The 24,522-nt window shown below is 30.9% G+C and carries 26 protein-coding genes; 20 read left to right on the plus strand and 6 right to left on the minus strand.

Going from position 1 to position 24,522, the window contains the following annotated elements; all coding sequences use genetic code 11:
* The 6 genes from ACW2QC_RS15010 to ACW2QC_RS15035 all read left to right on the plus strand — a co-directional run.
* Positions 1-2,468: type III restriction-modification system endonuclease (locus ACW2QC_RS15010; RefSeq protein ID WP_457544760.1), on the plus strand; the 2,468-nt coding region annotated here is incomplete at its 5' end.
* Positions 2,469-3,100: 632 nt separating this feature from the next.
* Positions 3,101-3,583 carry a hypothetical protein gene (locus ACW2QC_RS15015; protein WP_457544761.1) on the plus strand — a complete coding sequence of 161 codons (483 nt, stop codon included), beginning with the start codon at positions 3,101-3,103 and terminating at the stop codon, positions 3,581-3,583.
* Between the two features lie 157 nt (positions 3,584-3,740).
* On the plus strand, positions 3,741-5,165 hold the full coding sequence (locus ACW2QC_RS15020; protein ID WP_457544762.1) for a hypothetical protein: 1,425 nt from the start codon (positions 3,741-3,743) through the stop codon (positions 5,163-5,165).
* 843 nt (positions 5,166-6,008) lie between these two features.
* The gene (locus ACW2QC_RS15025) at positions 6,009-6,929 is read left to right on the plus strand and encodes a tyrosine-type recombinase/integrase (protein WP_457544763.1); all 921 of its coding nucleotides are present in this window, start codon (positions 6,009-6,011) and stop codon (positions 6,927-6,929) included.
* A 230-nt stretch (positions 6,930-7,159) separates the two neighbouring features.
* Entirely contained in the window at positions 7,160-8,245 is a 1,086-nt protein-coding gene (locus ACW2QC_RS15030) for an SH3 domain-containing protein (protein ID WP_457544764.1), read from the plus strand.
* Positions 8,246-9,031: 786 nt separating this feature from the next.
* Positions 9,032-9,331 carry a hypothetical protein gene (locus ACW2QC_RS15035; RefSeq protein WP_457544765.1) on the plus strand — a complete coding sequence of 100 codons (300 nt, stop codon included), beginning with the start codon at positions 9,032-9,034 and terminating at the stop codon, positions 9,329-9,331.
* A gap of 57 nt (positions 9,332-9,388) precedes the next feature.
* Here ACW2QC_RS15035 and ACW2QC_RS15040 read toward each other — a convergent pair whose 3' ends face one another.
* Positions 9,389-10,396 (minus strand): IS1595 family transposase, encoded by a 1,008-nt coding sequence (locus tag ACW2QC_RS15040; protein ID WP_457544766.1) that lies wholly within the window; start codon positions 10,394-10,396, stop codon positions 9,389-9,391.
* A gap of 114 nt (positions 10,397-10,510) precedes the next feature.
* Here ACW2QC_RS15040 and ACW2QC_RS15045 point away from each other — a divergent pair, with 114 nt between their 5' ends.
* From ACW2QC_RS15045 to ACW2QC_RS15055, 3 genes are all read left to right on the plus strand, one after another.
* Positions 10,511-10,705: an HNH endonuclease gene (locus ACW2QC_RS15045; protein ID WP_457544767.1), complete on the plus strand. Its 195-nt coding sequence runs from the start codon at positions 10,511-10,513 to the stop codon at positions 10,703-10,705.
* Positions 10,706-10,851: 146 nt separating this feature from the next.
* On the plus strand, positions 10,852-11,307 hold the full coding sequence (locus ACW2QC_RS15050; protein WP_457544768.1) for a hypothetical protein: 456 nt from the start codon (positions 10,852-10,854) through the stop codon (positions 11,305-11,307).
* Positions 11,308-11,347: 40 nt separating this feature from the next.
* Positions 11,348-11,656, plus strand: coding sequence for a nucleotidyltransferase family protein (locus ACW2QC_RS15055; RefSeq protein ID WP_457544769.1), 309 nt, complete (start codon positions 11,348-11,350; stop codon positions 11,654-11,656).
* A 37-nt stretch (positions 11,657-11,693) separates the two neighbouring features.
* Here ACW2QC_RS15055 and ACW2QC_RS15060 read toward each other — a convergent pair whose 3' ends face one another.
* From ACW2QC_RS15060 to ACW2QC_RS15075, 4 genes are all read right to left on the minus strand, one after another.
* Complete coding sequence (locus tag ACW2QC_RS15060; RefSeq protein WP_457544770.1) at positions 11,694-11,915, minus strand: hypothetical protein; 222 nt, start codon at positions 11,913-11,915, stop codon at positions 11,694-11,696.
* Entirely contained in the window at positions 11,888-12,079 is a 192-nt protein-coding gene (locus tag ACW2QC_RS15065) for a hypothetical protein (RefSeq protein WP_457544771.1), read from the minus strand. The genes ACW2QC_RS15060 and ACW2QC_RS15065 overlap by 28 nt, the downstream gene beginning before the upstream one ends.
* Before the next feature lie 166 nt (positions 12,080-12,245).
* Positions 12,246-12,455, minus strand: a complete 210-nt coding sequence (locus ACW2QC_RS15070) for a hypothetical protein (RefSeq protein ID WP_457544772.1) — start codon at positions 12,453-12,455, stop codon at positions 12,246-12,248.
* Positions 12,456-12,583: 128 nt separating this feature from the next.
* The gene (locus ACW2QC_RS15075; protein ID WP_457544773.1) at positions 12,584-13,057 is read right to left on the minus strand and encodes a hypothetical protein; all 474 of its coding nucleotides are present in this window, start codon (positions 13,055-13,057) and stop codon (positions 12,584-12,586) included.
* A gap of 717 nt (positions 13,058-13,774) precedes the next feature.
* On the opposite strand from ACW2QC_RS15075, the gene ACW2QC_RS15080 reads away from it, so the two are divergent.
* From ACW2QC_RS15080 to ACW2QC_RS15095, 4 genes are all read left to right on the plus strand, one after another.
* Positions 13,775-14,029 carry a hypothetical protein gene (locus ACW2QC_RS15080; protein ID WP_457544774.1) on the plus strand — a complete coding sequence of 85 codons (255 nt, stop codon included), beginning with the start codon at positions 13,775-13,777 and terminating at the stop codon, positions 14,027-14,029.
* A gap of 117 nt (positions 14,030-14,146) precedes the next feature.
* A complete protein-coding gene (locus tag ACW2QC_RS15085) occupies positions 14,147-14,410 on the plus strand; it encodes a hypothetical protein (protein WP_457544775.1) in 264 nt (87 codons plus the stop codon).
* A gap of 849 nt (positions 14,411-15,259) precedes the next feature.
* The gene (locus ACW2QC_RS15090) at positions 15,260-15,589 is read left to right on the plus strand and encodes a hypothetical protein (protein ID WP_457544776.1); all 330 of its coding nucleotides are present in this window, start codon (positions 15,260-15,262) and stop codon (positions 15,587-15,589) included.
* Positions 15,590-15,602: 13 nt separating this feature from the next.
* Positions 15,603-15,755, plus strand: a complete 153-nt coding sequence (locus tag ACW2QC_RS15095) for a hypothetical protein (RefSeq protein ID WP_457544777.1) — start codon at positions 15,603-15,605, stop codon at positions 15,753-15,755.
* A gap of 103 nt (positions 15,756-15,858) precedes the next feature.
* Here ACW2QC_RS15095 and ACW2QC_RS15100 read toward each other — a convergent pair whose 3' ends face one another.
* Positions 15,859-16,107, minus strand: a complete 249-nt coding sequence (locus ACW2QC_RS15100) for an NUMOD4 domain-containing protein (protein ID WP_457544778.1) — start codon at positions 16,105-16,107, stop codon at positions 15,859-15,861.
* A gap of 222 nt (positions 16,108-16,329) precedes the next feature.
* Between ACW2QC_RS15100 and ACW2QC_RS15105 the strand changes: the two genes are divergently transcribed.
* From ACW2QC_RS15105 to ACW2QC_RS15135, 7 genes are all read left to right on the plus strand, one after another.
* Entirely contained in the window at positions 16,330-17,652 is a 1,323-nt protein-coding gene (locus ACW2QC_RS15105; protein WP_457544779.1) for a hypothetical protein, read from the plus strand.
* Positions 17,653-18,078: 426 nt separating this feature from the next.
* Positions 18,079-18,714, plus strand: a complete 636-nt coding sequence (locus tag ACW2QC_RS15110) for a hypothetical protein (RefSeq protein ID WP_457544780.1) — start codon at positions 18,079-18,081, stop codon at positions 18,712-18,714.
* Between the two features lie 80 nt (positions 18,715-18,794).
* Positions 18,795-19,919 carry a 7-cyano-7-deazaguanine synthase gene (locus ACW2QC_RS15115; RefSeq protein ID WP_457544781.1) on the plus strand — a complete coding sequence of 375 codons (1,125 nt, stop codon included), beginning with the start codon at positions 18,795-18,797 and terminating at the stop codon, positions 19,917-19,919.
* Positions 19,906-20,643: a TatD family hydrolase gene (locus tag ACW2QC_RS15120; RefSeq protein WP_457544782.1), complete on the plus strand. Its 738-nt coding sequence runs from the start codon at positions 19,906-19,908 to the stop codon at positions 20,641-20,643. The genes ACW2QC_RS15115 and ACW2QC_RS15120 overlap by 14 nt, the downstream gene beginning before the upstream one ends.
* Before the next feature lie 30 nt (positions 20,644-20,673).
* Positions 20,674-23,430 carry a hypothetical protein gene (locus tag ACW2QC_RS15125; protein ID WP_457544783.1) on the plus strand — a complete coding sequence of 919 codons (2,757 nt, stop codon included), beginning with the start codon at positions 20,674-20,676 and terminating at the stop codon, positions 23,428-23,430.
* A gap of 307 nt (positions 23,431-23,737) precedes the next feature.
* Entirely contained in the window at positions 23,738-23,899 is a 162-nt protein-coding gene (locus ACW2QC_RS15130) for a hypothetical protein (protein ID WP_457544784.1), read from the plus strand.
* Entirely contained in the window at positions 23,892-24,173 is a 282-nt protein-coding gene (locus tag ACW2QC_RS15135) for a type II toxin-antitoxin system PemK/MazF family toxin (protein ID WP_457544785.1), read from the plus strand. The genes ACW2QC_RS15130 and ACW2QC_RS15135 overlap by 8 nt, the downstream gene beginning before the upstream one ends.
* Positions 24,174-24,522 lie beyond the last annotated feature (349 nt).

Consider the following 24,522-nt stretch of genomic DNA (forward strand, 5'->3'; position numbering starts at 1 on the left):
GGAAAAGGAGAGATTATTTTCCTCTTGAAGTATTAAATTTTGTTAAAGCGACTTCTTTTGATAAGAAAATTCATGTATTGCTGATTAATATGGGAATGTTGAATTCCAAAACCATGAGTCTTATTTATGATGATTCTTCGCTATTTGGAAGTGCTGAAACCCCTTTTGATTTAGTTTCTAGAACAAAACCGTTTGTTATTATAGATGAACCGCATAAATTTAAGAGAGGTAATGAATCGTTTAAAAATATATTGAAATTTAAACCGCAGACAATTATTCGGTACGGAGCAACTTTTCCCGAATTAACAAATGGTGACAAGGATTACGAAAATTTACTTTATGATTTAGATGCAGTAAAAGCCTTTAATGATGATCTTGTGAAAGGTGTTTCGGTATTTGTACCAAAATTTGAAGGGAAGAAGAACGCAAAACTTACGTTTATTAACTCTGACGGTAAACTTGCTTCTTTCAAATATATTGAAGGAAACAAAGAGAAAACGTATCGACTAGGAAATGGACAAAGCCTATCCCAGATTACTTCTGAATTTCACGATATTGAAATTGAAAAACTAAATAAGAGCGTTGTGGAACTATCAAACGGAATTGTATTAGAAAAGCAACAATCAATTCATCCCTCTTCGTTTTCTGATACTTACCAAGAGGTGTTGATGAAAAAAGCGATAGACGCACACTTTGAGAAAGAAATGGAGTATTTTAATCTGCCTTCTCGCATTAAGCCTCTTACTCTTTTCTTTATTGATGAGGTTGATTCTTATCGAGAAAAAGTTGGCAGAACACCTTATATTAAAAATACGTTTGAAAAGCTGTTGAAACAAAAAACCGAATACATTTTAGAACATGAGGATATCGGAGAGGAATATCGGTCCTATTTGGAAGCTAGTTTAGCTTCAATATCTAAAACACATGGCGGGTACTTTTCAAAAGATAATTCGGACAAAGATGAAAAAATCCAAGAACAAATTGAAGAAATTCTACAGGATAAAGTTAAATTATTATCTTATGAATTTGAAGGTAAATGGAATGTACGTCGTTTCATCTTTTCAAAATGGACATTAAAAGAAGGTTGGGATAATCCAAACGTCTTTACCATTTGTAAATTACGCTCATCTGGAAGTGAAATTTCGAAACTCCAAGAAGTAGGACGGGGGTTGCGTTTACCTGTCAATGAATCTTTATTTAGGGTTAAAAGTTCTCAATTTGAATTGAGTTACATTGTTGATTTTACGGAACAAAAATTTGCTGAAAGTCTGGTTAAGGAAATCAATAATAGTGCAACCAGTATAGACCTAAAAGTGGTTACAGATACTCAATTTAAATTTTTAGCAAAAGAATATAACTCAACAGAAGATGAAATATTTGCTGAACTATTAGGAAAAAAGATCATCAACCGTCATGGGGAAATTCAAGATAACAAATTAGAAGAGCTATATACACTATATCCAAAACTTAGAAAATCCTTGAAACCTAATAAAGTTAGAAGTGGTGAAACAGCAAAACAATATGTTACGGTTCGTAAAAGTAACTATGAGGAATTTAAAAAACTTTGGGAAACTATTAATCAAAAGGTATTTATTGAATATCATTTAGGCACAGAAGAAGAAATAAAAAGTTTATTAGTGAATATATTAAAAGGAAATCCAATAAATCAGTTTGATTCCATTAAGATAGCGGAGAGAAAGATTGAAAAGAGTAAAGATGAAAAAGAAATGGTACTGCGCGATATAGATAGTAGTACATATTCTAGATATGAATATGTAGAAACAATTCCATATCATGAATTTCTAAAAATTGTATCAAAATCAACGTTCATTCCATTACCAACAATACATCAAGCATTGGTTGAATATCATCAATTTAATTCGATTGATAACAATACGTTTTTCACTCGAAAAACTGCATTGAACTTAATTAAAGAATATAAGAATCGAATAGCAGATGTCATGTTATCTAAAATCGAGTACAAACAACTTGATGTAGACGTTCATCCAACTGCATTAACTAATACGAATGGAACATTAAAAAAAGTTGCTGCACATGATGTAGGAACGAAATATTTAAAAGATGAGCCACAAAGTAAATATTTATACAATGAATTCTTTTACGATTCTAACGAAAACGAAACCATCAATGAGCAAATCAGCGAAGTAATAGTATTTGGAAAGATTCCAAAAAGAAGTATTCGAATTCCAGTAATTAATGGACAAACCTACTCTCCAGACTTTGCTTATGTAGTTAATCAAAAGGATGGAAAAACAAAACTTAACATTGTGATTGAATCGAAAAATAAAGAGGAACGTGGATTATCGATTGATGAGAAAGATAAAATTTCTCTTGCGAATCGCTTCTTTGATGCAATTAATCAATCAGATATAAAGGTGGAGTTCCAAGAGCAATTAGAGGGGCAGTATATGAGTGAAATTATCTATCAAATCTTAAAAAGACAATAATTTTAAGGCGATCTTCTTAGGTCGCTTTTTCTTTTAGATATTTACCTAATTGATGGGAATTAATAGTTATAAATATTTTCCCACAGCAATCTTTATTCGACAAATAGAGAAGAAAATATGTGAAGAGGTGCAGCGTTCAGGAGGACTATTTTATGGTTAATATCTTCCCTATCATAGCCCCTAATTAGATTGGAGGTTATATACAAAAAAAGAACTAAATTTAGGGCAAACGCTATATAATAGTCGTGTTGAAAACGGATAAAAAAATTTGAAAAAACCAGCTGCATCAAGGGATTGAGCGGTTCAGACCTATGAAGCCGTTCATACCTATAACTGGGTATACCTAGAACATACCCAGTTGTGGTTATGAAACTGAATAAATACAGTATGGTAACTAGTATTGGTTACCATTATGCGTTACTTTTTTTAGTTACAAAATATGTACAGGAACTAGGTATGTTGGGTAAAGTAGTTATTTCTTCATAGTTAACTTATAAAATAAAAATCTGAAATGTTTCCTTTCTTATTCTGAAAACAATCAAAACAAACTTTGTAAATGTTTTTAACAGATTCCTCTTCGAATGTGATTAGATACCGATTATAATGTTTAAAACATCTAGGAGGAATGTTATATGGAAATTATCAGAGTAATAGATGAATTAAATAATGGAGAGCCTATTTCAGATATGGCATCTGAGTTAGGGATATCCGTAAAATTACTAAAAACAAAATTGAAAAATGCAGCAGTAAGTTTTGATAGTGATGCAAAAGTATGGAAGTATAATGGTTCTAATAAGGAAATTTCATTGAGTAGAGATATTACAAAAACTATTAAACTTTTAGGTGTCGACAAACCTTTTGTTAATAGAAATGCAACTAATAATAAGAAGAGTAGTGCATCCTATGATTCAGATTATAAATTGTACAAGGATTATTTAGCTGTAAACCAAGAGAAAATAGAAACGAAGAAAACTATTTTCTTTTCGGATGATAATTATGATACAATTAAAAATATAAGTAAAGAAAGATCATTAAAAATTAGCGTCCTAATTCATGTATTGATTATGAAGGGACTTGAATATTATAATCTTGATAACGATGAGATAATAAATTAAAATTCTATTTGTCCAATTTATTTATATATCGATCATATATAAATACAATTTAATATACACACAAAGGGAGAACCCCAAAACTACTAGGTCTTTTAAATAAAGGCCAGTATAGTTTTGGGGTTTTTTTTGTGTTTTGGATTTAAACGGAGGTAGCAAAATGACAAAAATAGATAGAAAAATGATGATGCAACTAGATAACCTAAGAAAGTTACCTGCAATTTCATTAAGACTAATTCCATATTTAGCTTCAAAAACGGATTTGGATGGACGAATCAATATTACGATATGTGAAATAGAAAATGCTGGGATTATGTCTAATAAAGTGGTTAGAGATGCTCTACAACATTTAGAAGAGAATAAGTGGATTTATCATACCGAAAATTATCATTACTACAGTAATTTTAATATTAACTCCCAAGAATCTAGAAAAGATTATCATTATATCAATTTGTATAAATTCTTTACAGATAAAAAGTTTTTCAGGTTACATCAACGTCAATTACTGTTTCTCTATTATATTCTTAGTGCTAAGATGCCGGGAACAGAACATTCTATTGCGATTGAACATTTATATAGTAATCGGACAAATCAAGAAAATGTAAAAATGCCATTCTTTATTAGCTTTGAAGATATGCTAACAAATCTTGTAAAACTCATCGAAGCTGGCTTTTTTGAAGTACGACTTGGAAAAAGTAAATTATTTTTTAATAAAGAAACAGAAAATATTAAAGATAAAATTCGTATATATGCTGGAAAAACCAAAGGGAAGAAAAAGCAACGGATGAGTATGAAAGAAGGGAATAATAAGATCATTCATATCCGTATATCAAGAAATTTGGTATCTAAAGATCAAATTGTAGATATATATGACTCATCGCGCTTATCAACATTATCAGATTTGAAATCCATTGCAATTGAATATGGCTGCAGTTTAGATGTATATGAAGAAGATATGTTTAAAAAAATTCATGCTACTAAGGAAGCATTGTATAAAGAATTTGGAATTACTGGAATTCAGTTATATAGAGAGGCAATAGTAGATTTCTTTGAAACACAAACACATTCATTCGAAAATTTAATGAGGATTGGTGAGTTCTCAAATGTTCTAAAAAACTATTATGTAATTCCTCTTATTGAAGCAGAACTGAATAGAATTGTTAGTAAAGTTGAAAAAGAATGTACTGAAGGTAAAAATGAACTACCGTACGGTGAATTTGACTCGGAACATGCAATTGCAATTTTGCAAAAGAGTAATCCATATTTATCATATTTTACAGATTACGCATATAATGATAGAAAAATCTTATTAGATTATGACTTGAAGAATATCAATTATAACCTGTACGATGAGGTTTCAAAATTAAATCGAAGTTGGTATTTGTTTAGGCATAAAGTTGATCAAATTTATAAGTATGAGAAGAATGCTTATAATAATGATACAGACCAAGTTGTGTATTTAGCAAAACAAGGTTTACTCACGGATAAGAATCGTCAATTACAAGATATTAGCATTAAAAAACAGAAAGTTGTATATCAAAAACCTGAAAATAATATTCTCTTTTATAACTGGTTAGAGGGGTAATGGTTAAGAAATAACAATTGAGTAGTATCTGGATTTAAGATTCATGAAAATAAATTAATAGTCTTATGAGCTGGCCGGCTTAAAAATATAGTTAATAGACAAGGTTATGAAGTTCTATTTGAAATTGGTTGCTTATCACTTTAAAAAAAATTAAAAATAAATAATTCTGCCATTCTGCCTAATTGGAGAAGGGCTATTTGTCGTACCTCTTTTTTTCCTCTTAATAATCATCAGATTAAATCCTTTAACTAAAATACCTATACTAGCGGATGTAAAATATTCGATTTCCTTTTTTGAGAAATTTTTATAGTATCCTTGAAAAAATTATTTTATAAGGATATTTTTTTACTTAAACTGATAATGTTTATTCTATCAAAGATACATTTTAAATTATGTGGGAAAAGTTTTGCAGGCGTATTTTTAATATGTACCCCCGAACCCTTGAAATATATAGGTTTTTGCTGGAATTTCTATTTTTTAATGAAGAGCCAATTATTTATATTATGGATCTTATTACTGGATATATTATGAATTATATTATTGGTATTATTAAAACGGAGAGATAATTAATGTTGTTTTTAAAATATTATTTTCAAAGATTATAATTAAATCCTTCCGATAAGGAATCTAGTTGTATTAATAGATAATTCTGACCAAAGTTTTGTTAGGATGTCCTAGTGAATAAAAACCAATGATTATTTCGCAAGTAAACTCATCATATAATATACATTATGTACGTTGCATAGTTTATTAGAGGTGTTATACTCGACATATAATGTGTCATTTATTGATTAAATACATTGATTAAAAGTTTGTTAAACTCGTCATATAAGTGGAAGGGTGATGGTTCTGATTACAGATTTTATAGCTTATCTTCGTGAGAAGGGTATTTCTGATAATACGATTATTGCTTATAAAAATGATTTAAATAAATTCTGTCAGGATTTAAACATTAATCTAGTAGACTATGTTACTTCAACTGATATTAGAAGGTGGATTAGTAGCATGTTAAATCCTACTGATATTAAACCATTGTCAGTTGCTACAATCAATAGACGGATTAATTCTTTAAGAAGCTACTATACTTGGGCAACTTTAAATGGTAAGCTTCAACATAATCCTATGAAAAATATTAAGGATTTAAAATCGGCTGATGAAGCATCTGAAAAAATCATGTGGCTAACTGAAGATGAATTTGAGGATCTGCTTCAACTAGTTAGAAAAAAGCCTATAAAAAGTCGTGCAGTCGATCCTGAAGAAAAATATCGTAGAGACCGTGCAATTATTTTTATACTTACTTATGCAGGACTACGTGTAGAAGAATTATCTAATTTAAAATTAACCGACATAGATATAGAGATGAAGCGGCTCCGTATTGTTGGAAAGGGAATAAAGGTAAGAACTATTCCTATTTCAAATTTATTATTGGCTGAAATAAAAGATTGGCTAGAATACCGAAATGAAATGACTAAGGCCAATGAGAACATAGCTGCTTCGCCGTTTGTTTTTTACAGTCAACGATCACCGAAATTTAGTGTGAGAGGAATACAGACGATGATAGAGGGATACAGTTTACCAAATAAAAAATTCACTCCTCATATGTTTCGACATACGTTTTGTAAATGGATGCTAAAAGCAACTAATAATGATATTGAGAAAGTAAGAAGGTTGGCTGGACATAGTAATATTGCTACCACCAGCAGGTATTTAAAAGATTCATATAGTGATTTAGCAGATGCTGTCGAGGCAATGCCAAGGTTTTAAATAATAACGTTGTTTTGAAATAAAGGTCAATTATTGGAATAAAGATTGATGACCTTATATTTAACAGGAAAATAATTAACTAGTTATTTGTTTTACTAACTTTATAGAGGAATTAGATTTTGTTAAAGGTTTTTACTTGAAGGCGTAGCAGGTTGGCAATAGAGTGTGGTCTGTAATTTTTTTGAAGTTGTTAATTTATAAATAGTCTTATAATAAAGGTAGGGGTAATAATGAAGAAAAAGGATACTAGTCAAATAAGTTCAGTCCGAAATCTAATGTCAGGTATAGATACCAGTCAGTTAAGCTCGATTCAGAGCTTAATGTCGAGCATAGATACAAGTCAATTAAGCGTAACGCAAAACTTAATGTCGGGTATAGATACCAGTCAGTTAAGCTCAGTTCGGGGCTTAATGTCGAGCATAGACACAAGTCAATTAGGCATAGCGGCGCAAAACTTAATGTCAGGCATAGATACCGGTCAGTTAAGCTCAGTTCGGAGCCTAATGTCGAGCATAGACACAAGTCAATTAGGCATAGCGGCGCAAAACTTAATGTCAGGCATAGATACCGGTCAGTTAGGCTCAGTTCGGAGCCTAATGTCGAGCATAGACACAAGCCAATTAAGCATAGCGGCGCAAAACTTAATGTCAGGTATAGATACAAGTCAGTTAAGCTCAGTTCGGAGCCTAATGTCAAGTATAGATATTGGACAAGTAGCTTCATTTGGAAAACTTTATCATGCAATTCCGGAAAGTTTAGTCAGAATAGATTGGGCAAATTTTAAGGTTACGGATGAGGATATTAAACAAGCCCATAGTTTATTAGAAAATAATAATATTGAAGAGGAAGTACTGAAAGAAGTTAGTGTACATAAAGACCCTAACAAAATAAGTCAGAAAGTAAAGATTGTTTTTATATTTATTTTTGTTTATTTCATTCCTGCACTTAACAGTATTATTCAAACAGCAGAATATACAGAAGACATATTGATACCAAAGGTTCAATCTTTTATTGAACATCAGCAGGAAGGTTTATTTCCATCGAAAAATGCTAGTATAAAGTGGCTTAATAAAGAACTTAAAAAGGATGTTTCAGAACAAATCACAAAGAACTTCAGGATTGTTATTAAAGATGACCTTGTTGCATATAAACAGAAAACAAAGGATTCAAGAAAGGTTGGAACATTAAAAGTTGGGTATGTTGTTCAAATAATAGAAAAGAGGAAAAATTGGTCATACGTAGTTTATTCTAGTTTTGAAGACAATCAAGTAATAGAAGGTTGGGTTTTTACTAGATACCTTAAACAAATTAAATAACGATGATTATTAACCCAATAATTTATTTATACCGGAATGGTATAACATTAGACAAGGTATGGAATTAAATATGAACCCGATTTCACCAATTTTAGGAATAAAAAGATTTCTATTGCTGTTTTATATTAGATTAAATTAATTTGTTATAGGCTTGAATTGGTGCATATCTCTTATGCTACTGCAAACTTGGCAAATAATTGGATACATAAGTAAATAATCATCTTGAAATGGTTACTTAGAACAATGCGTGTCGATACTAGACTAGTATGGTATGCCATTTTGGAGGTGGAAATGGTGGGAGTTAGTATCGGTGATTCTTGTAGAATCTACAAGAAATGTAAAATATGCGGAGAAACTAAATATGTGAAAAGATTCCAAACTACAGGTGGGAGAAGAAGGAACCCTTCTAAACGAAAATCATATTGCCGGGATTGCAAGGATCGCAGGCATGAAAGAATACTTGACCCATGGCAAGAATATAAATTTGATACGTCAATGTTAGATACTACTAAGGAAATAATCATCCGTGGCCGGAATTCAAATGATTATAGATATGAAAATATAATAAGCTACGACAAAGCAAAGAAGTTAGTGGAAGAAGGCGCGGCAGGTATCGTACATAGTACATTAATCCATAATTTTTTTAGGCTGTTTTCGTAAACTTTGTTGTTTTTTACTAAAATATTATAAATTGAATCTTCTGTTATAATATATATAGAGAAATACGAAACTTTTTATCTATTTAAACGTATTTCTTTATAGATACTTTTATAGAGGAGGGATAGTTTGAAAGCATTATTTTACTTGTTCATCTTTGCTTTCCTTGTTTTCATACAACTTTTTCCATATCGGAAAATAGTAACAGGAGAGCATATAGGTGAGAATTTAAAGCACCTCAAGGAACATCAATGGTTCAGGGATTATCTGAATGATGAAAAGTACAAAAAACTAATCATTCACAACGGAAATGTCCGTAAAACTATTGGTAGTTTTAATACAAGCAAACTTGATAGAGATTCCTATTTAGTTAAGTCGCAAAAAAAGTTGAACAAAATCTTAATTAGAGAATTGAATAATGCCAACTAAACAGTTTGTTTCAATGGAAGTTCACCCTAAAAATCGACCTCTTTTTTGAGGTCTTTTTTATGCACTCCTGAGCATTTGTACAGTCCTGTAATTTGATTTTTGACACGCTGAAATAAGCATTTGTTCTACTTGTTTATCAAACGCTAAATCCTTACCTATTTCAAGCCAACGGAACCAATAAAGGTAGTTGTCTAAGTATTTGGTTGCAACGCCTTGAAAACGTTCCATCCAGCCTTTTAAACGGCTATGAGAGTTATTAACGTGTTGAATGTGATAAATACCCTTCTTAACACGTTGTTTTTGTCTTTCGTTGATTGTTTCGTGTTGTAATCCCTTGATTTTAGCGAACTTCTTGTAATTAGTAGCTGTATCTGTACATAACAAAGCAGACGGGTGAATATACTCACCTATCACAGTATCAATTTCTTCGGCTTTAACACGACCTGTTCCTGCTTTTCGAGCGATTAAATTTCCGTTTCGGTCTTGTGCTACTACAACAGCAATTTTAGAGTTAGAAATCCCTCTTTTCTTGTCTTTTTCACCACGTTTCTTGGGCTTTCTCTCGGTGACTTCACGACCTTTTAACGACTCACGAAAGAATGTTTCATCACTCTCAACTATGCCTTGTAGTTGATTAAAACCCAAACTACCTAATGCGTTCAAAATTTTATGTCTCCAATAAAATGCAGTGGATATGTGTATTTGAAGGCGTTTAGCGATTTTTGGTAGTGTATAACCTTCCACCATTAGTTCAATATACTTAACCCATTTTTCAGGGTATCGTGAACCTGAAAATGGAGTGTTGGTCATATCGTTGAAAGTTTTATTGCAATCCTTACATAGATAGCGTTGTCTTGACCGATATTTACCATTACGTTTAACAGACATACTTCCACAATGAACACAAGCCATACCCGAAGCAAACCGACCCTCACGAATGGTTTTGAGCAGTTTTGTAATTTTATCTGGTTCTTCTGGAAACAAATCATCCTTCATAGCATTAAACAACGCTAATTGCTCTGATTTAGTTAAATCGCTGAAATCCTCATACACATCTTTCCACATATCTGAACGCCTCCTAAGCCCTATTATATCAACCTTTTAACAGTTTGGTCAAGAAAGCAACTATCTATACGAAAACAGCCTTTTTTTAATAAGAAAACTTTAGGAAAATTCGTATTGGAACGTGATGGATACAGATGCCATTACTGCGGTTCCTATGGTGATACGATTGATCATAAGGTTCCTAGAGCAAAAGGTGGAGCAAGAACGCCCAGCAACTGTGTATGTGCTTGTATAGAGTGTAATCGGTATAAAGATGATATGGAGTATAAGGAATACATAGATAACATGGTATTGACTATACAGGGGTGACCGGAATAATTTAAATATATTGGTACATTGTATTAGTACCATTCTGTTTGTTTTCAAATTGGAAAGCATGTATTAGAAATGTGATACAGTTGCTTTGAAAAATTTAACGTAATATTAGTGCAAAGTGGAAGGAATAGAGTTGTTTTATGACAGAAAATAAGAGGAAATTCGAATGGGTGGATAAATGGGTCAAGATGTCAGGTGAACGTGCAAGAATTGATGCTAAAGTCCATAAGACTGCTATTGTATATAACGCAAAGCATGGGTGGGTTAAGGAGTATTACGACGGTACAATTGAGAGAATGGATATCGAAGAAAATCGGGGTAAGAAAATGCGGGAGAAAGAACGAATAAATAGAATTATGACTTTGTTACAAACTATTTGGGTGCAACAGCCAGAATGGCGCTTTAATCAATTGATTTCTAATCTGCAGGGTATGTATTCAGCAGAAAACGAAGGATATGGTCAAAGAATGATGAAAGAGCAAGGGCCATTAGGAGATGAAGTAAAATCATCATATTTGGATTTTTTCTACTTAGAAGATGACAAGTGGGAAGAATTTCTGCAAAAGATGGTTGATAATAAGGCAAAAGACGATTAATGACCTTTTTACCATTTGTATTGTCAGCAGAAGAAACTTAATGAATATGAGGGTTGTACTGTGTTATATGATGTTCTCAAAGAAAAAGCGTGATTTAATATTAAAAATCGGAATTAGGCATGGGATTGATAATATACGAGTATTTGGATTGGAAGCAAAATTTGAAGATGGACCAAATAGCGATCTTGACTTACTTGTTGAAATTAATGCAGAAAGAAGTCTATTTGATCTGATTCGGTTTAAACATGAACTTGAAGATATTCTTGGTATAAGCGTTGATGTCGTCACTAAAAACGGAATTCATTGGAGTATAAAAAAAGCTGTATTAGCTGAAGCCGTTCAACTATGAAAAGCAACAAGTAAAAGCCGTCTTTCACATTTGTTATTTAAGATTCAGTAGGCACATAATCCATCTCGTATAATTCAACGTAATCTAAACTTCGAAGTTCTTCTCCAATCAATTTTCCCGTCAATTCATCAGTTAGATAACGGAAATATTCATTTGCTGCGTCAAGCTCTTCAAATACTTTACCAACTACATAATGCCCTCGACTGTCAAAACCAATAACAACATATTTCTTCATTGCCTTTTCCATTCTCCATTGCAATCCGGGCATTGCCACCTCACCGTTCGGTCTTCCTCACGACTGTAAATCGCAATCTTTCGGGAACCGTGAGTAGCACCACCATAGTGAACTCTATCTTTTTCCGGAATTGGTTTTCCTTGCAGATTAGCACCGCAATAAGGACAAAATTCTTTGTTATCGTCCATTTTTCTCCTCATCCTTTCTTATAACAATCGAGTATGTAGCCGCTTTAATTAGCACTTCTTTCCGCTTCTATTTAATTTTATTGCCATATATATGGCTTCATTTGACCTGAGTATATCAACACCAATTTGATATGTTGCTAAGGCCGGTGGTATATACTTGTTCTTCTTACTTTCTATTACCAAACCATTTATCCCATAATTCGTGAAAAAGAAAATTGTATTTAATCATTACTCCGTAACCAAATACAAGTGCAACAAAGGTAAATGGATGAATAGGCTGGTTAAAGAGGAGATTAACAATAACCATATATGTTGCTGCTAAATTAAGGCTAATTGCCATAGCATTGATGAAAAAGGCGAGTTTAAAGAAGTCCATATGTATTCTCCTTTTAAAATATTTTGCTTCATTGTGTTGGGTTTTAATTGCATATCTAATGATTATAATCTGCATGTGCAATTTCTGTAGAGCTACCTAATATCCTAGAGAACTTGAACATCCACTTATCACGAAAGCACATCGCTCATCACACAACCTGCCAGTGGAATTGATATGTTAGTGTGCCGGAACAACCAATTAACCAATTTTGGTTCCATACTAAACTCTTCAACAAATACCTTTCCTTCGATAAACAATATGGCAATACTAGCGGATATGCTAATATGTGTATCGCGATACTCAAAAGTCATTACGGTATCCCTACTTTGATATTGTTCAATGTCTGTTCCAGAACTCTCAAAATAGATGGCAATTTTATCATCGCTGGTAATCTCGACAAGTTTGTTATAAAAGTCTTCAATGTTTTCCTCAAAGACTTCCTTTTTTAGTTCTCCCTCTGCAGTTTTGTCATTAAAATTTGTATGATATTGCTTCAAATCAAGCCTTTCATTTAAATATCTTTTCCAACTGGCTTGGTCAAGGGGTTGCGTTGATTTTGCTTCAAATTTTCCTACAATACCAAATATGTAGAATGCACCCATTAATTTCATTCCCTTTCGAATTTATCTATTGCTACATGGCTTTATTTATTTACAAGCTATTATAAGCATTTTTATGTCAATTTTATACCCTAAATCCTTGACAGGTCAGTTTGTAGTCATGAATGGTGGATTCAAAGGCATAAATGGTTAGTTATGAATTCTTGTTACTAAAATGAATATGGCATGGACTAATCCCTAGAGTTACCATAGATGATTGGAATGTACATTTTTATAAATGAAGCGGGAAAAGTTCATATGGTTTACCTACCCTTTTGTTACTTTCCCCGTTCATTACTAGGTATTGTAAGTTGTCATTGATTATCTAGTCCAAAAAAATCATTAATATTTTCTTGAATATGATAAACCACCTCGGATATTGTCCAAATTCTACTTCTCCATTCGTTATAATAATCAGTGAAGTCATAGATATTTTCGTATCTCCCGTTATATACAATTTCAAATCATTCCAATTCGAAGGTAATAGATAAAAAGATTGCTACGAATAGAAAGAAAAGGTTAAAATATGCAAATTTACCAGTTAGAATAATAGTATAAAGATCATTTTATTTACTTTTACTAAAAAAACAGAATAACAGGGCCTATTGGGTCTAAGAATTGGATAAAAATCATCGGTAAGATGTGTGACGAGAAAACAATCGTTAACATTCTTATCGATGTTTTTTTATATGAAAAATCAATGAAGGGAGGTGAAACAAAATGAATCAAATGGAAAAATTTTATGTAATCAAAAGAACAATAGGGAAAGACGAACAATTTACAGTAATTTATGCGTTGTCATTAGATGAAGCAGATGCAATTTTTCTAGTACGGCATAAGGAAGATAAAGATGCTATGAAAAAAGGAGAAGAATTTCTCATCTTTGAAGCGGATAAAGAGCTGAAGTTTGATGAAAACAATCGAGCTGAATTACCGACAAAAGGGGAAATGATAATTCATCGACAATTATCGTAAAAGAAGACCTTTCAAGTTCGAGTAAGCTTAAAAACCATCGGTAAATATGTGACGAAAACAATCATCAGCATTTTTGCCAATGTTTTTATATTAAGGATCAGTGTGGAGGGAAGCCGAATGAATCAAATGGAACAGTACTTTGTTGTAAGAAGAACTGAAGAGAAGGATGAACAATTTGCAGTGATTAATGCAATGTCATTAGCTGAAGCTAAGGCGATTTTCAAAGTCCGATATGATGATTTCGATATCACTAATGAAGAAATGAAGGAAGAAACTTTTTTCATCTTTAAAGCAGATGGAGAGTTGAAATATGATGAAATCAATCGAGTACTACTTACAGAAGTAGGGGATATGACAATTATTTCAAGGTGGCAGCAATAAGAATGAATTACAAAGAGATGGCTCCTATTGGTTCTAATGGGAGTCATCTTTTTTTGTTTCTGTTATTAGTTACTGATAATGTTTAGCTTTAGCATCTGAATAGCTATAGAAATATTACAATCAATCTGTTAAACGTTAGCTGTACCAAACGTCATGTATTAAAGCAATATATATTCGTAAAGGTTGATGTCTAGGAACTTTTGTCCTAGACATCAGCAGCTCTGTTATCTTTTTAATTCTTCAGCACCGTGTTTTAATAATATATGGTAACGATTAAAGTAACTAATACTAGATACTAGGCAGAATAGAAGAATTAAAAGGTTAATAGTGAAAAAGTGAAGGAAGGTATTGATAATACAGGGTTTTGACATGGGATTCTGAGTGAAAATTTTTAAAATCAAATAATTAATTGCAGAAAGAACAATAGTCCATTTGCCGCACAGAAAATTGTCTCTACTTTAAAGCTAAACTTTGATGATGTGCTTGAAGTATGGGATTAACACACTTGGTGAATTTGTCAAAGGAGAGTTTAAAGCTAAGCCTCTCAAACTCTCCTTTGTGGGAAGTGATACTCAGTTATAAAATACAATCAAGAGTTAAATAAAGTAAATACTTTTTGGAAGGGAGTGATATTCATGAAAATTCCACTATTGGGTTTAAATAAATTTAGAAAAATATTAATGAAGCAGGGTTACTCCCAACCCAATTTTCAAAAGAAAATGGTACAAGTGAAGCTTATCTTAATCAAGTAATCAATATGAAGAAACACACATCTCCAAATACAGCAAAGAAAATAGCTAATGATTTAAAAATGTTTGTCGATTTATTTATTATAGATGAAGGAGTGGAATGAAGGAAATGATATCCAAAGAAAAGGTAGACCGAATGATGAATGCGGATGCAGCATGGGCTACTGTATTATATCTGTTTCAGGAACATAGCAAACTACAAAACTATTTAGTAGATGATAATTTCGATTTAGATAATGGCCTTATTCATACGAATCAGTTATTAAAGATATCAAAACCTTGGTCAAGAAGTGAGCAGTTCATGTTGCAACTTGCTATTCATTTATTCAATGGTGAGGTTAAAGTGGATTTAAATGATATCGATTATCTTGATTTAAACAATAAAAAGTTAGTTTTGGAAGTATTTAAGATTAGATTCAAAAGCATGTAGAAAGAAGAATTATATGAAATATATAGAAGCAAAACAAACAATAACACAAGAAGAAATAGAAGAATTATTACCGACGATAGATGTAGCGGTTGCTTTAATGGCTTATGCTGGTTTACGAATCAATGAAGTGATGAATTTAAAAATTGATGGTATCGATATTGATTAAATTTTACCCAATGGAGAATTAGGTGATTTTCATACGCTATTAAAAGATGGCTCCAATATTATCAATAGAGCCATCTTATTTTTTCAAAATTAACAATCTGTAATTATTTGTAAATTGCTTTTAAAGCCCCTTTAAATTCATTTTCGGCTACCCCAGCAAATTCTTTCTTCCATAACTGAAATACATTTTTATTCTCACTAACACCGTTCTTTGATAATTTTACTATATGAAAACCATATTCATCGTTGCATCTTGATAAGAAACGCTGTCTTCTTATTGAATAAATTCTACCGGATCTCGTAATTTTATATAAACCTTCGTATCCAGTTATATCTTTCATTTCTTCTTTCACAAAAATACCACCTCTTTAAAAATTATCTTAATCGTATCATAAAAAAGGTAATAAATTATTTTAAAAATCCCAGCATTGTTATATATCGAGGTTTAAGACGAATTAAATACATAGTTATTATGTATCATTCGAAAATGGCAGGATAAAATCAGGTTTTTGATTAGAACTCTTTAAAGTTGGCAAAAATTGCTTTTAATAGTCTAACTTTAAGGAGTGGAAAAGTTGAATAAGATGAAAGATATTGCAGGAAAAAGGTTTGGATTGTTAATGGCAGTAAGGGTTGTTGGAAAAGCTAAAGATGGCTCCTTAATATGGAAAGTTAATTGTGATTGTGGGAACGGAGATGAGGTTAACGGAAGCCTACTTAGGAATGGTACTAAAAGACATTGTGGCTGCTTAAAAAATTATGGGAATCGATTTAGTGATTTGACAGGACGCCAATTTGGGCATTTAACAGTACTTGAAATTGCTGGAAAGGCGAAAGATGACAGTTATTTATGGTTGGTTTATTGTGATTGTAATCCAGAATATTTGTTTTCTGTAAATGGATGTGATCTAAGAAGGAAAAGAAAGACTCATTGTGGTTGCAGACATGGAAATAGAGCAGAATTATTGTGGGAAATATATGGGGATTTACTAGTAGTAGGATTTCAATATAATGTCAAAACTAAGGAATTTCTATGGCAATGTTTATGCAATTGTGGTGGGTATACAACTGCTAATACTAGAGATTTAACTAGTGGAAGTAAAAAGTCTTGTGGCTGCCTAAAGTCACCGAACTTAATTGGAAAAAAGTTTGGAAGACTAACTGTAATAAAAAAGTTGGATAGTAAGCGAAATGGCTATTCTCTTTGGAAAGTTTTATGTGATTGTGGAAATCTTGATATGGCCACAACAGGTCATCTAAATAGTAAGAGTAAAAAAAGCTGCGGTTGTTTAAATCTTGAAATAGAAGATATAAGTGGAGTAAAGAAAAACATGCTAACTGTTAAGCAGAAGGCTAATTTCCGTAGTCAAAATGGTGAAACTTTATGGGATTGCATCTGTGATTGTGGAAATAAAACTTACATAACTAGAGACAAGTTAATGTCCGGACACAAGAAATCATGTGGATGCTTAAAAGATTTAAGATTGGAGAAACATCCTAATTGGAAAGACGGCGTATCAGCTGTTCAAAAATATTTAAGAAGGAGTATTAATGAATGGAAACAAGCAAGTTTAAAAGCTACAAATTATAAATGTTTTATTTCCGGTGAAAAAGGTAGACTTGTAGTTCATCATGCGGATGATAATCATCCTTTTTATGTCATCATGCAAGAAACGTTTGAATTAACACAACTTCCCATATATTCGACTATCGGCCATTATACACAAGAAGAACTTACTTTATTAAGTAGTATCTGTCTAGATTTACATTTTAAGTATGGTTTGGGAGTTCCATTAAAGCCAGAATTACATGAGGAATTTCACCATATTTATGGATTTACGAAGTGGAGCAATCAGAATTTTAGGGAGTTTGTAGAGTTTAAAAGCAAGAAATATTAAGTGGTGATTTTAATATGATTTCTGAAATTCAAAAGTCGCCTTACTTATTATGGAAGTTAATAAGTAAGGCGACTTTTGGTGTGCATAATTGTAATTATCTATATAAAATGGTCTGAAAATACCAATATTGTTAAGATTTCTGTATAATAGAAGTAAAAATAGTCCCGTGTGAGTGAATAATATTTTTATTATCTAGTTATCCCATTAGTAATTGATTAATAGTTTTAAGCTATCAAACTATTATAGATCAAATTGACTTTATTTTAGGTTCTCTCTTTCGAAGGTAAGCGCTTTAATAAGTGGTGGTAGATAAATGTTTAAAAGTGCAAAAGGAACTAGGAGTGAATAATAATGACTTAATGCAATGCAAAAATAGAATCTAGGGAGTACTACAGTTTTATTATCTAAAGGAAAGGAAGATTAATAATGGGAACATCAAAAAAGAATTTGAACGACCGGATCAAAAAGTTACTTAAAGAAAAACCATTGGATCAACTGAGTGAATTTGCCCCGGAGGTTTCTAAAATAGCATTATCTAGTGAATTGCTAAGTGATTCATTAGATAATGAAAAAACACTTCATACATCAATAGAAGTAGTAACTAAGAAGTTTATTTCATTAGGAAGTAATGGATACAAGGGTAAAACAAAAAGAGACTTAATAGAAGATAATCTTACACAACAAGAATTTTTAGAAATGGTACTTAAAGAAATAGAGGAAGAAAGTAAAATTAACTCAGTAATTTTGGAAAAGTCCCTAAAAATTGTTATGACGAAATTATTAGATCAAGATTCATATGATGTATATGTATTTTCACAATTATTATTTTATCAGGTTGTTCATAACCTTTTATTAAAAGAACTTCAAGAAACACTTAAAGATAGTTATGAAGAGTTATCTTATTCACAAATAAGGGAAATGGTAACATCACTAACAGATAAGATAATGGATACTGAAGTTTACACTGTAATAAATGATTTTGTCGATAGAAAAATCACATTTAATAATTTGTTAGAAATTATAACAAGTGCAACCAATAAAGCGGATTTTGGTGAATTTTAATGGTACTAAGTTCCAATTCCCTAGCTACATTACATAAAATATTCCTAAAAGAGTTTTCGTATTCTGAGGAAGAATCTAATTTGAAAGCATTAGATTTAGTTACTATTATGGGAAGTATTTATTGTGCTGACATTTACCTGAGTAAAGTTGGAAATAAGCCAAGGGAAATTGATTTAAAAATTCCTCTTTTTCAGTCCAATCTTTGGGAAAACACTAGAAGAGAAATTGAAGAACTTGTTAATTGGGTATCAGGTGATGAGTTTAAGATTAGTTTTTGTGAAAATAAATTAAATCCATTCGAAAGTATTTCACTACCAATTAACTTCAACTTCGATACTACCTTATTTTCTGGAGGTTTAGATTCGTTAGCGGGAGCATTTGTAAACTATAAAAAAGGGATTAATAGCGATTATATTGGCTTCATTAATAAAGCTGAGGAAGGTACTAGGCAAAAAAAAGTAGCTAAATTTTACAGAAAAAAATTTAGTGCAGAATCTAAGGTTCAATTAGTTGACAAACCTAATTTAAGTAAAAGTAACTATACGCAAGCTACTCGATCACTTCTTTATATTGCTCTTGCAGTAGCTAATTCTCAATTTAACAATTCTCATGAAGTATATTTATATGAAAATGGAATATTGTCATTAAACCCAGAGATATCAGGTAGGTTTACTACAAAAACAACTCATCCTAAGACAATACATAAATATAGCATTATACTTTACAAACAGGGTTTTGACGTTAAAATAAACCATCCGTTTATGTTTGAAACAAAAGGGCAAATTATAGATAATATGGATAAGGACTTTAAGTCACAAATACAATATACCTTTACTTGTGGACAAGGTAGAACTCATCCAGAAAGAATTCATAAGGGGCAATGTGGTATATGCATTCCCTGCTTACTTAGGAAGATTTCAATTGCAGCTTATGACAATGAGAAATACGACGACAAGTACCATTATGGTTATGGTATTAAGTATTCTGACTTTGAGGATAGTATATATCGTAAAGATTACGAATCCAATATTCAGTACTTTACCGATTATTATAATTCAATTCAAGAAAACCGAATACATCATGAAGTTGATGTTAAAAAAGAATATTATCAAGGAATCGATAATTATTTGTATAAGAATAAGCAAATGTTCTTGAAGTTTTCATATGAATTTGAAAGGTTTTTAGAAAAGTATGACCCTAATTGATACTCATGTCCATATTGATTTTTATCAAAATCCAGAAAAAATTGCTGATGGTTATGAACAGCAACGAATCTATACTTTGTTTGTTACAAACTTGCCAGAACTATATGGGAAATATATAAAGTTATTTAATAATTATAAATATGTAAGACTTTGTTTAGGATTTCACCCACAGGTAGCAAGTGAATTTGAATTTAAATATAATCTATTTGATAGATACGTAGCTAATACCAAGTACATAGGTGAAGTAGGTTTAGACTATAAGGGAGAGTTTAAGGACATAAAAGTAAAACAGTATGAAATATTTAATTATGTTACTTCTCCTCAATTTTCTGCAGGAAGGGTTTATTCAATACATTCAAATCATTCAGAGGATGATGTATTAGAGGTACTACAAAACAATAACGTGAAACATGCAATCTTACATTGGTATTCAGGAAAATTGACTACATTGGAAAAGTTTGTCAATAACGGTTACTACTTTTCAATAAATCCCAAAATGTTTTTAACCAAAAACGGAAAAAAAATAATTGAACGGATTCCAAAGAACCTGCTATTGTTCGAAACGGATGGTCCATTTGTAAGAATAGATAATAAAATCATCCAACCAAGAGATATAAGAGTGATTTATGAGAAAATTGAACGTATAATTCCTGATTTTGAAGAAATTACTTTTAGGAATTTTAAGCGTTTACTAATAGAAAAGGATTTATCTAATAAAATTTAACCAATAAATATTTGATAATAGGAGATGAAAATGGGAGATTATCTTTCAATAACAAATAAAATTAAAGTTTTCATAAGTTCAAGATGTGGAGATGATTTTGAGAGGTATAATAAAGTTCGAAGAGAGTTAAAAAGACTTATTGAGTCAAGTCAAATAGCGGATGTTTATCTGTTCGAGGAAGAAGGAGCTTCAACACAAACAGCACAACAAGATTATCTATATGCAATTGATGATAGTGATTTGTGTCTGTTCTTAATTGATAATTATGATGATGTAACACCAGCGATAGTTAAAGAAATTTCTAGGGCCAAATCACATCCAAAGAAGTCAATATTTTTATTTTGTGATGAAAATGAAGAAAAACCTACACAAATACAAAATGAATTAAAAGGGGCCACAGGTTCCAAATATTATGTTGTTAATAATTTCCAAGAATTTATTAAACATGGATATGAAGATTTAATGAATGATATTACTAAGATTTATAGACATTATTGTAGAAATAGATTAGTAGATATTGAATTTGAAAATGATAAGAATGAAAATGTGGAAGTAGCAACTTCTGTGTTTTCGGATTCAATATCTAAGCAAAACTTTAGGGGTATAGATAAATCAAAATTTTATATTGGTAATCTAATTTATCCATTGAATATTGAAATAGAAGATAGTACAGAAATAGATGATTACGTTGAACAATTTCTTAGAGTTTTATGGGGAGAAAAAGGAATAAAAGAATTTAATGTCGGATTATTCTTAGAAAAATTGGGAGAAAATCAGGATAAAGAATTAAATGAAATTGTTAAATTGAGATGGCAAGCAATACAATCATACTGGTTAGATGATTTAAATATGGTGAACAAGTACCTAAATGATGCATTTAGATTATCAAACAAGAAGTCAATGCCAGATTGGTTTATACAAGATATTTTAATTGATCTAAGGAATGTTGAAAGAAAGAGGGGTCAACTAGAAAATAAAATAGTATTTGAAACTAATGCTCAAAAAGAGATAAACAAAATGTCTCAAGAGCTATTTTATCCAGTAATTGATAGATCCGATAAGCAATTCTATGAAGAAATAAATAAAGAATATAGGAGATATAAATCAACTTCCATATACTCAGTTAGATATGGCAATAATTTAACTATCTATACTGAACAGTTAGCCAAAATCTTTGTAACAGCTTGTTATTATGGATCACTCACACACATATTACTATTAAGGAATAGAATTAGAGATGTTGCATTCCACCTATGTGAAGAATATGATGACTGGGAATTCAGAGTGTTATTAATAAAATTGTCAATGGTGACTGATGATAGTAAAAAAATAAAAGAATACATAACTATATACAACAATATTCTTGGGAAAATGAATTCAAAAGATGTAATGGAAATATATGATTTTACGAATTCATTACCTATAAAGCTAGAAAGATTAAAATCTAAGTTAGAAGTAATCAAGCATTTAGGCTATTTTTTCAGTGATACCGATTACAAATTAATATTTGATGAACTATCTAAAGAAATAGTTGGATGGATAGAACAAGAAAATCGAGCAGTAATGTTAGGCGATTTAATTATTAGTACCATTCAGGAAAATAGGTTTAGAATAGATTCAAATTTAATTGTTGACATATGTATAAAAATAATTGATAAAAAGATGTATCGTTTTTATGATAAAGTATTTGGATTGCTTGAAGTCTTAGACTTCTCAAATGTTATTGATAGAAATCTAGAGTTATTAAAAAAATCTTTAATAGAGTCTGCGCTTGATCAAGAGGTGAGGAATAACTCTAATAATTTGATCAAGGCAATAATTAATTTAACTCAACAAGTAAATGAATATAAAAGGGAATTCAATCCTATTGTTAAGGAAAATATGACCGAATCAGATAATCAGTTATATTTATTAGAAACTACTGATACCATTGATACTTTTTATGTATTAAAATATATAGAGGAAATAAGAAACAATATAAATACACAAGGAAAAAAAGGGATTTATAGCTTTGGTGCTTATAACCCTTATGTCATAATTAAAAACATTTTCAAATTAAACCCAGATATAGTAGAATTTAATCAGGCTAATGACGTAATTACAGTATGTAAAGAATCTATATTAGCAAACAATATCTCGTACTCAGAAAAAACAAGTGCAATTCAATTAATTATTTATATAAAACTAAAATTCAATAAAATAAATATAAATTATGGCGATTTATACAATCAATTAGTAAATAATGAAGAATTAATGTTTGATTCCACTGAAGAGTTATTTCAAAAGCATTCACAGTTAACTTTGAAATTGAACTTTATAATGTTCCAAATGGTTTTAAACAAAATGGATATAGTAGAGTTAATCGATATTTTAGCAGAAGTAAACAACGAAGAAGAGTTTGAACTAGTTCAATGTTTAAAAGCAATTATAAATGCAATTAATAATGAATTCTTTATAGAACTTGATAACGGAGTTCAAAATGTTTTGCTTCAATTTGTTTTTAGTTTAAAAAACCATAGTAATCAAGATATAAGATATCTAGCAGCGCGATTATTATTAAATATGATTACACTCCATAATAAAAAAGTTATTCTAACACAACTATCTAAATCTATGGATTATGATAATGTATATATAAAGAATCTTATTATTAATAATTTTGATAATCTATGGGAATTGGATAAAGATATTACTAAGCTTATGCTACAGAAAGCATCAGTAGATAATCACTTTTTGGTTAAGAAAAAAGCAAAAGAATTTTTTGAAAAAAATTCAGTCCAGATTTAAAATTAATGAGTTACATTCTTTTGAGCTATTAAAAAGATAGTTTAGAATAATGAATAAAAAGCATTTTACACAAATTTTTCACAAGCCCTCAAAGAACCCTTATATATCAAGGGGGGAGGGAGCATATTGTATCCCGACCACCGGTATCGACGTTATACACGAATTTAATAAAATATTATTATCGTAAAAAATAAGGACATAACACCAATGTCCTTATTTTTTGTTGTATTTTTCAGGTTGATGATTGTTCTATTAAAGTATTGTATAATTGATTTAATAAAATCATTAATAAATGAGGTGGTTATGAATGACTGCTGATGAGATACTGAAGGCAATTGAAGAAATGGATAACGGAGAACGGATAAAATTGCTCAATAAGTTATTTGATAATTACTTTGACAGTAGGCCACCAAAAGAGCAAATTATAAAAGAGAAAGATGAAATGTTTTGGGGTAAGGAAGATGAATAAAACAGGTAAGCGTGGAGAGGTATGGACTGTTGAAATAAATGGGAAAAGAAGACCTGTTGTTATTGTAAGCAATGATAATGTAGTTGTAGAATTAGACCACTTAATCGCAACAGTTACAAGTCAACATGTAAGAAATGAATTTGATGTTGCAGTAGAATACTGGGAAGAAGCGGGCTTAGACAAACCGTCCGTTGTCAGATGTTCTAAGCTAAATACTGTGCATTTTAAAGAGTTGCTATTTAAAATAGGGAAGCTACATGAACATGATTCATGATTTGGAGAGAGTTTTGACAACAATACGAAACTGCTTTTAAATTTTGTGTGTATGATGTAGAGAACGATCCACCGGTATCTTTAGGTGAAAACGAATTTATTTTAAAACACTCACAAATGTTGATACACATCAATATTTGTGAGTGTTATTGGTTTTTTGGGTCATAATCAGATAGTTTCCCTCCCCCATCGAAATTACCATTTTCCCAAATTACCTTCATATATTTTTCCGCCATCTCTTGTATAACTGTGAAATTTCCGGTCTTTATCATCGCCCCCCATCAACGTCCGTTTATATGGCACAAAAATACCCTTCATGATAAATTTATAGAAGAAGATTAAAGACCGGT

Source organism: Virgibacillus sp. FSP13, assembly GCF_054048505.1.

Coding starts and splice junctions, on each gene's coding strand:
- ACW2QC_RS15125 (WP_457544783.1), top strand. CDS start 20,674: ATGGGAGATTATCTTTCAATAACAAATAAAATTAAAGTTTTCATAAGT.
- ACW2QC_RS15130 (WP_457544784.1), top strand. CDS start 23,738: ATGACTGCTGATGAGATACTGAAGGCAATTGAAGAAATGGATAACGGA.
- ACW2QC_RS15135 (WP_457544785.1), top strand. CDS start 23,892: ATGAATAAAACAGGTAAGCGTGGAGAGGTATGGACTGTTGAAATAAAT.
- ACW2QC_RS15055 (WP_457544769.1), top strand. CDS start 11,348: ATGAATATGAGGGTTGTACTGTGTTATATGATGTTCTCAAAGAAAAAG.
- ACW2QC_RS15020 (WP_457544762.1), top strand. CDS start 3,741: ATGACAAAAATAGATAGAAAAATGATGATGCAACTAGATAACCTAAGA.
- ACW2QC_RS15040 (WP_457544766.1), bottom strand. CDS start 10,396: ATGTGGAAAGATGTGTATGAGGATTTCAGCGATTTAACTAAATCAGAG.
- ACW2QC_RS15015 (WP_457544761.1), top strand. CDS start 3,101: ATGGAAATTATCAGAGTAATAGATGAATTAAATAATGGAGAGCCTATT.
- ACW2QC_RS15030 (WP_457544764.1), top strand. CDS start 7,160: ATGAAGAAAAAGGATACTAGTCAAATAAGTTCAGTCCGAAATCTAATG.
- ACW2QC_RS15095 (WP_457544777.1), top strand. CDS start 15,603: ATGAAATATATAGAAGCAAAACAAACAATAACACAAGAAGAAATAGAA.
- ACW2QC_RS15090 (WP_457544776.1), top strand. CDS start 15,260: ATGAAGGAAATGATATCCAAAGAAAAGGTAGACCGAATGATGAATGCG.
- ACW2QC_RS15080 (WP_457544774.1), top strand. CDS start 13,775: ATGAATCAAATGGAAAAATTTTATGTAATCAAAAGAACAATAGGGAAA.
- ACW2QC_RS15120 (WP_457544782.1), top strand. CDS start 19,906: ATGACCCTAATTGATACTCATGTCCATATTGATTTTTATCAAAATCCA.
- ACW2QC_RS15050 (WP_457544768.1), top strand. CDS start 10,852: ATGACAGAAAATAAGAGGAAATTCGAATGGGTGGATAAATGGGTCAAG.
- ACW2QC_RS15075 (WP_457544773.1), bottom strand. CDS start 13,057: ATGGGTGCATTCTACATATTTGGTATTGTAGGAAAATTTGAAGCAAAA.
- ACW2QC_RS15070 (WP_457544772.1), bottom strand. CDS start 12,455: ATGGACTTCTTTAAACTCGCCTTTTTCATCAATGCTATGGCAATTAGC.
- ACW2QC_RS15065 (WP_457544771.1), bottom strand. CDS start 12,079: ATGGACGATAACAAAGAATTTTGTCCTTATTGCGGTGCTAATCTGCAA.
- ACW2QC_RS15110 (WP_457544780.1), top strand. CDS start 18,079: ATGGGAACATCAAAAAAGAATTTGAACGACCGGATCAAAAAGTTACTT.
- ACW2QC_RS15025 (WP_457544763.1), top strand. CDS start 6,009: ATGGTTCTGATTACAGATTTTATAGCTTATCTTCGTGAGAAGGGTATT.
- ACW2QC_RS15085 (WP_457544775.1), top strand. CDS start 14,147: ATGAATCAAATGGAACAGTACTTTGTTGTAAGAAGAACTGAAGAGAAG.